This is a genomic window from Kistimonas scapharcae, assembly GCF_039540975.1.
GTDB lineage: Bacteria > Pseudomonadota > Gammaproteobacteria > Pseudomonadales > Endozoicomonadaceae > Kistimonas > Kistimonas scapharcae.
Genome location: NZ_BAABFL010000118.1, coordinates 1 through 5,624, shown reverse-complemented (window position 1 = coordinate 5,624; position 5,624 = coordinate 1). Strand labels below are relative to the sequence as shown.

10 protein-coding genes are annotated in these 5,624 nt (G+C 47.4%); all 10 read left to right on the top strand.

Features of this window, described 5'->3' with window-relative positions; all coding sequences use genetic code 11:
* Window positions 1-648 precede the first annotated feature (648 nt).
* Window positions 649-1,188: a hypothetical protein gene (locus ABD892_RS07465; protein ID WP_345194835.1), complete on the top strand. Its 540-nt coding sequence runs from the start codon at window positions 649-651 to the stop codon at window positions 1,186-1,188.
* Window positions 1,188-1,517 (top strand): hypothetical protein, encoded by a 330-nt coding sequence (locus ABD892_RS07460; protein WP_345194834.1) that lies wholly within the window; start codon window positions 1,188-1,190, stop codon window positions 1,515-1,517. The genes ABD892_RS07465 and ABD892_RS07460 overlap by 1 nt, the downstream gene beginning before the upstream one ends.
* 77 nt (window positions 1,518-1,594) lie before the next feature.
* Window positions 1,595-1,996: a hypothetical protein gene (locus tag ABD892_RS07455; RefSeq protein ID WP_345194833.1), complete on the top strand. Its 402-nt coding sequence runs from the start codon at window positions 1,595-1,597 to the stop codon at window positions 1,994-1,996.
* A 76-nt stretch (window positions 1,997-2,072) separates the two neighbouring features.
* On the top strand, window positions 2,073-2,306 hold the full coding sequence (locus ABD892_RS07450; RefSeq protein WP_345194832.1) for a hypothetical protein: 234 nt from the start codon (window positions 2,073-2,075) through the stop codon (window positions 2,304-2,306).
* A gap of 322 nt (window positions 2,307-2,628) precedes the next feature.
* Window positions 2,629-2,922: a hypothetical protein gene (locus ABD892_RS07445; protein ID WP_345194831.1), complete on the top strand. Its 294-nt coding sequence runs from the start codon at window positions 2,629-2,631 to the stop codon at window positions 2,920-2,922.
* Window positions 2,923-2,984: 62 nt separating this feature from the next.
* Complete coding sequence (locus ABD892_RS07440; RefSeq protein ID WP_345194830.1) at window positions 2,985-3,266, top strand: hypothetical protein; 282 nt, start codon at window positions 2,985-2,987, stop codon at window positions 3,264-3,266.
* Window positions 3,263-3,523, top strand: coding sequence for a hypothetical protein (locus ABD892_RS07435; protein ID WP_345194829.1), 261 nt, complete (start codon window positions 3,263-3,265; stop codon window positions 3,521-3,523). Before ABD892_RS07440 ends, ABD892_RS07435 begins: the two co-directional genes overlap by 4 nt.
* A gap of 437 nt (window positions 3,524-3,960) precedes the next feature.
* Window positions 3,961-4,266, top strand: a complete 306-nt coding sequence (locus tag ABD892_RS07430; RefSeq protein ID WP_345194828.1) for a hypothetical protein — start codon at window positions 3,961-3,963, stop codon at window positions 4,264-4,266.
* The gene (locus tag ABD892_RS07425; protein ID WP_345194827.1) at window positions 4,250-4,621 is read left to right on the top strand and encodes a hypothetical protein; all 372 of its coding nucleotides are present in this window, start codon (window positions 4,250-4,252) and stop codon (window positions 4,619-4,621) included. Before ABD892_RS07430 ends, ABD892_RS07425 begins: the two co-directional genes overlap by 17 nt.
* A 325-nt stretch (window positions 4,622-4,946) precedes the next feature.
* The coding region (locus ABD892_RS07420) for a hypothetical protein (protein ID WP_345194826.1) at window positions 4,947-5,624 on the top strand (678 nt) is incomplete at its 3' end.

The window sequence follows — 5,624 nt, the reverse complement described above, 5'->3', positions numbered from 1 at the left end:
GCTCTCAACATCGGAAGGACAGGGCGTTGGTGGGCGTCGGTGGGCGACAAGCGACACTCGACTTATGACACAGGACGCATGAAACTGGTCTGCCATTACAAGTCACGGAACGGGTATCGCTTGACGGGGACGGGTGTCGAGTGGTGCAGGTTGTTGTTCAAATAATGAATATTTGTTCATAATCGATACTTTTTGCCCTCTTTTTCTTGACTTTTGTCGTTTTTTGTTGGCGGGAAATGAAAAATGTAACAGGTACGTTACACCCCCCTAAAAACAACCATGCACAAAATAAAAGGCTCTAGCTTAAGGGCTGGCAAGCGACTAACGGCGGTTGTTATGGGGAAATGGGGTGTAACAGGAAAAATTAACCAATTGAGTGTATTTTTAATTACTACGTAAAATGCGTAAATTACCCTATATGAAATCGTCTCCCTGATTCAGTAAATTTCTACCCAACACAACCGTTACTCCCATAACTCCCCGCATTCCAGAGCTGTTTTTCTGTAACAAGTTTGTGTTTTAACCCGCTACGTAACCCGTTACACGACAAAAGACACTCGTTAAACGACCGACCTCCGACTATTTACTCATATCATTCGCCGAGCTAATATTAGCTGTGCCCATGCATGAATAGAAAGGACTATAAAAATGAAAGACCACTTCGGTAAACGCTACGGCAACGTCACCGTCACAGGACAAGCGACCTATGACAGTAATGACGAATACACCCGCAAGGTTGTCTATGAGATCACCTGCGACTGCGGCAACAAGAAAGCCGTCCACGAAGCAGCTTTAGACGCTGGTTATTACAAAGATTGTGGATGTGTAGCAGGGCTGTCCAGACGCAGAAAGCACGTTGGACAAACATACCATGGGATGACCGTAGCGGGGGTCAAGCCGGGTGACGCCAACACCACCAAGCGGTTTCTCGTGCGGTGTCCTGATTGCACCAACACATTTGAATGTGACGCTCGCCAACTCAAGTTCGGTAATTTCAGCCACCATGTTTGTGTTGCACCTGGCGCAAAAAGTGCGCTTGTAGAAAAGAGTCGTTTGCTGCTTAACGAGATAGAGAATTACCCGTTGGAAACAGCGCCGCCGCTTATCCTTGATCATCTGGATATATTGATTACAGAGGTCAAGCGACAAACGGCACTGGCAACAACCAGTGGCGGAGGGCATGAATAATGAGAGGCACTGTTCCTGATGATTATATTCTGGTACACCTTCCCGCCCCTGTAGGGAATACAGAAGGTGTGCACCTTAGCCCAATGCAAGTCAATATTCTCCGAGTTCTTTTCTTTGATCCCTATCCTTGTTATGGGGTCATAGCGCATGGCTTGGGTATATCTGACTACCTTATACGCAAAAATATAAAGTCACTGGTCAAACCATTAGAGTTCATTGATCCAACTGCAAACGGTTATGGTTTTTTAACAGAAAAAGGGCGTCGATGGTGTAATGAACATTTCGGCACTCGACATGAACCAGAATACAAAAGTCATCCGGACCTTTAATACCCCCACAAGCCCCTACTCAGGGGCTTTTTCATAAATAAACGAAGTTTTTCATAAATAGAGAAAGGAGAACGACCATGTTGGCAATAGCCCTTGGTGACGTTGTTGTAGTGGATATTGATAACACACGCTACGAGGTCAAGCGACAGGTGTTAAAGCTCCCGAAACGCTTGTGTAAGGCCCTGATGGAGCGTGACCTGGCAAAGCTGGTCGGCAACAAGCCCCTCAGTGAAATGACTCCATACGAGCGTCAATGGGCGGCTGACGCCATCAACGGCGATGTGTCTTTTGTGACCTCGGTGCAGGTGGCGCGAATCGCAGAACGCATGTCGGGCGAGCAGTTTCACGGGACCACCATCAACCACCAGTTACGGACGATGGGCTTCAAGGTTCAGAATGCCTACGAGTGGTACTACAAACAGTACACAGGGGTGAATACGCCCAAGCAGAAGGGGTTTGTTATTGCGTGGCAGGTGTAAATTAACGCTTGACGAGCGTCCCAACGTCGGGCGAATATATTAGCAAATATTAGCAGTCAGAACAGGAGACACCAAAATGACTTATAACGACGCCCTGAGCCTGATTTACATCCTGACCACCGCTCGCACAGTCCATGACAAACCTGCCGCTATGCCACTGGCTGAATGGCACACGTCACTGGTCATGCTGCATGAAGCCGGGTTGATCCACCTGCGCCCAAACAGGACTATCTGTTCGCCGGATCACGTCTGCGATGCTGTTGTGGATGCAGTAGCGAAGATAGCTGCCGATGTGTTACCGCGCCTGTAACTATTAGCAAATATTAGCAAACACCCGGCATGGCCGACCCAAAAAACTTTCTGATTTAAAAGCGCCTGGGCAATCCCCCAGGAAACACAACAAAGGACAAAGGTCATGTAACACATAACCCTTGCGAGTGACGCTTGTCGCTTGCCGCGCCATGGAGGACAGCGTGTTATCGCATCATAAATGGTCTTACGGGCTTTCAGCCATTGTCCCATGAAGAAAGTCCCCGAGCTGGAATGCGAGCCAGCCGGTAAGAACTGTACGGTCGCCGCAACGACGCCGGATACGTAACCGGCACCCGACACCCGACAAGAGACAAGCAACAATGAAACTCTCCATTCGACAGAGTAAGGACAACCCCAACAAATACTTCCTGTTTGATGTCGGGGCCAATGAACCCTTGATGAAGTTTGAGTTATTACATCGCATGAAAGGTGCTCACAACACGGCTGTTTCAATCCTGTCGGGCACCGCTGATTTCCTTGAGAAAAAGGCAAAAGACCCCTACCCAGATGTCGATTGCACCAAGTACCTGAACCCTACCGCTCGACTGATGACACAGGGCATCCTCAATCGTCTGGGTATGAAGTGGCAGACCAAACCAACACCACTGGATTAAGGACACACCCTGCGTCAAAAGACTATCAACAAACATTAGCAGTGCTGATAGGAGGTACTGGCATGATTAGCGAATGCTACAGAGTCCAGATCAGTTACCGCATTGATGGCGACCTCCCAATCAACAGGTATCAGGAAATTGAGAACAGTGCCTGGAGAAAGATCATCCAGCTACGACTGAAGCATGACGAAGCCGTAATCCATGATGGCTCTTACAGTTCAACGATTAAGGACAACCAAGTACACCTGATATTTGACAAAAAACAAGCGGCTGAAGACTTTCATCGTGAGTTGATGGGTTACTTCGGTAAATTCACATACCTGACAGTGGTGGAAGAAGCATGAGTAAAGCGATAAAGCCAAGCGTGTATCTCAACAATAAGAAGATGCACATCACAGAATGCACTGACGGTTTTTGGTTATACGATGAAGATCGCGGCAGGAATCTTGCCATGGGTGCCGTCAGTGAACGGGAAGCCATGGTTGAGGCTTTGAGATACTACCAACAACGGGTGACTGCACTTCAGACTTCCAACAAACGCCTTAGACAGCACCTCATAGCGATCGCTGAAATCATCGAACAGGAGGACCTGGAACTATGAAAACTGACATTGAATTACTGGTTGTTAAAAGACGATCGACTGGTGAAATATTTGAAGTGAAACCCATCGAAGATATGTACACCAATGTTGTTGTTACCTACCCACCGGGGACTGTAACCATCAACGACATCCTTGAATGGGGTCGCAGCATATGGGGCGATAGAGTCTTTGAACGATGTGCCCATTACCTGACCGCCGTCGAGCGAAAGGATAACTTCTGTATCGAAGGCGAAGCAAAAGATTTACCCAGCCTGGGGGATGTTGACTTGCGTCTGAAAACAATCACCCTCGATACGGATNCATTCACGTCGCGGTTTATTAAATACACCAGCCAACGACGTAGTGCCTCAAATCACCGACAAAGGACGGGTGTTTCTCGAAATGCTGAAAGAAACACCACTGCCAGAACAAAAATGGGCTGACCCGAGGAAAGACGCATGAATAAAGCTGAACAGAATGACGATATTGAGTGGTATAAGCCTCTATTTGTGTACCTGCTTTCGCATGTGTCGCTGTTCAATAGTTATCCTGACTGCATGGAGGACGATGACACAGTATCGACCTTCGACGCACATCTCATATTCGCCACAGGCGTCCTGTTAATTGATGGGTATGTTGAACGTACTGAAACCGGTGTTGTACTGACCAAGAAAGGAATGAACTACCACAAACAACTTGTTTTTGTTGTGAATAACATTGCCAATGAAACAGAACGGGAGACACGCGATGACACCACTTACTGATCGCCCAACAAAGAAGCAACGTCTCCACGCCCAGGCAATGGCAGCTTTGCACAAGGCAAAAGTGTCCTTTGAGACAAAGAACAATGGCGCTCACCTGATCGTGTACAGCACATTCTCTGTCATCGACTTCTGGCCGGGGACAGGCAAGTGGGCGGTAAGACTATCACACCGTAAAGGTAATGGCCTTCAGTCCTTGTTGCACCTAATAAAGGCAGAAGAAGACATTTTCCGGAATGATGTCTGCCAGAACTGCGACGACGAAGGTTTCATCTACGAAGGTGGCATGTCCGCCAATCCTGAAATCGACAACCGGGTGCCTTGTCCCGAATGTAATATTAGCAGGGCTGATATATGAATATGCCTGACGACAATAAGACAATTGAAATGTTAAGGCTTCGTAGGGGCAACAGATATGGTTTAACAACCATAGATGTTGATACTGAATTTGACAAAGATGGTGAAGTCTCTATTGAGGTAGAAAGGTCATGCTCATGTGAGGGTCACAAAGAGCTGATTTTATATTTAAACAAAAGCGAAGTTATTAAGCTGCGAGATCATCTAAACAAATTACTGACAACGATTGAAACGAACCACAAATAAAAAGGCTTGTCGTATGGCGGCAATTGAGACAACTGAACAAATCTATTAGCAGAGCCTATAAATACATGGGAGTATAAAAAATGGGATACGAAATTTACGTCTACGACGGCAGCAAATACCGCGAATATCAACACGCAGAGCCAGACGGCGCTATATATGGCACCCCGGCAAACATCGAATCACTACATACCAATTATGGTTTTGCAGACCTTCGTGAGCTAGCAGCAACCATCACCTCTTGCGTAGGGAATGACGATTTGATGGTGGGTATTGTCGAACAAGGCACCTTCCTGACTCTGGACGAGATCGACGACTGCTTCACTGATGACAACGATTTCAGTGATGCCGTGGCTGAAGCACTATTCAAGAAGCAGAAGCCAAAACAGGAACCCCGGCCAGAGGATGTATCCCCGCTCCATTACTACCTGACCAACCGGATCATTACTTGGGCCACCAAAGACGACAATTGTGTAGGCGACAAGTTCGGTATCGGTGAAGATGATCTGGTAATGCAGCTCTGGGATTATGCGGTAGCCATCGAGAAGGCATGGATTGAGTTTGAAAAAGACCGTGGTGCACCAGGTGTGTTTGCCTATGACGTAGCCGATGGTACCGCCCCACGCATGATGATCGAGATGCTGGAACACCCACACGCTCTTGAAGATGAACTCCCGTCACTCGACGAATGGCAAAAGAATGTCAACATACTGGTTGATAAGTACATGGATTGCCAGGAACCAAAAAATGATCAATCCGTG

What these genes read in the sequence shown, in the direction of transcription:
- ABD892_RS07460 (WP_345194834.1), top strand. Translation starts at nt 1,188, where the DNA reads ATGAGAGGCACTGTTCCTGATGATTATATTCTGGTACACCTTCCCGCC.
- ABD892_RS07465 (WP_345194835.1), top strand. Translation starts at nt 649, where the DNA reads ATGAAAGACCACTTCGGTAAACGCTACGGCAACGTCACCGTCACAGGA.
- ABD892_RS07445 (WP_345194831.1), top strand. Translation starts at nt 2,629, where the DNA reads ATGAAACTCTCCATTCGACAGAGTAAGGACAACCCCAACAAATACTTC.
- ABD892_RS07430 (WP_345194828.1), top strand. Translation starts at nt 3,961, where the DNA reads ATGAATAAAGCTGAACAGAATGACGATATTGAGTGGTATAAGCCTCTA.
- ABD892_RS07440 (WP_345194830.1), top strand. Translation starts at nt 2,985, where the DNA reads ATGATTAGCGAATGCTACAGAGTCCAGATCAGTTACCGCATTGATGGC.
- ABD892_RS07450 (WP_345194832.1), top strand. Translation starts at nt 2,073, where the DNA reads ATGACTTATAACGACGCCCTGAGCCTGATTTACATCCTGACCACCGCT.
- ABD892_RS07455 (WP_345194833.1), top strand. Translation starts at nt 1,595, where the DNA reads ATGTTGGCAATAGCCCTTGGTGACGTTGTTGTAGTGGATATTGATAAC.
- ABD892_RS07435 (WP_345194829.1), top strand. Translation starts at nt 3,263, where the DNA reads ATGAGTAAAGCGATAAAGCCAAGCGTGTATCTCAACAATAAGAAGATG.
- ABD892_RS07425 (WP_345194827.1), top strand. Translation starts at nt 4,250, where the DNA reads ATGACACCACTTACTGATCGCCCAACAAAGAAGCAACGTCTCCACGCC.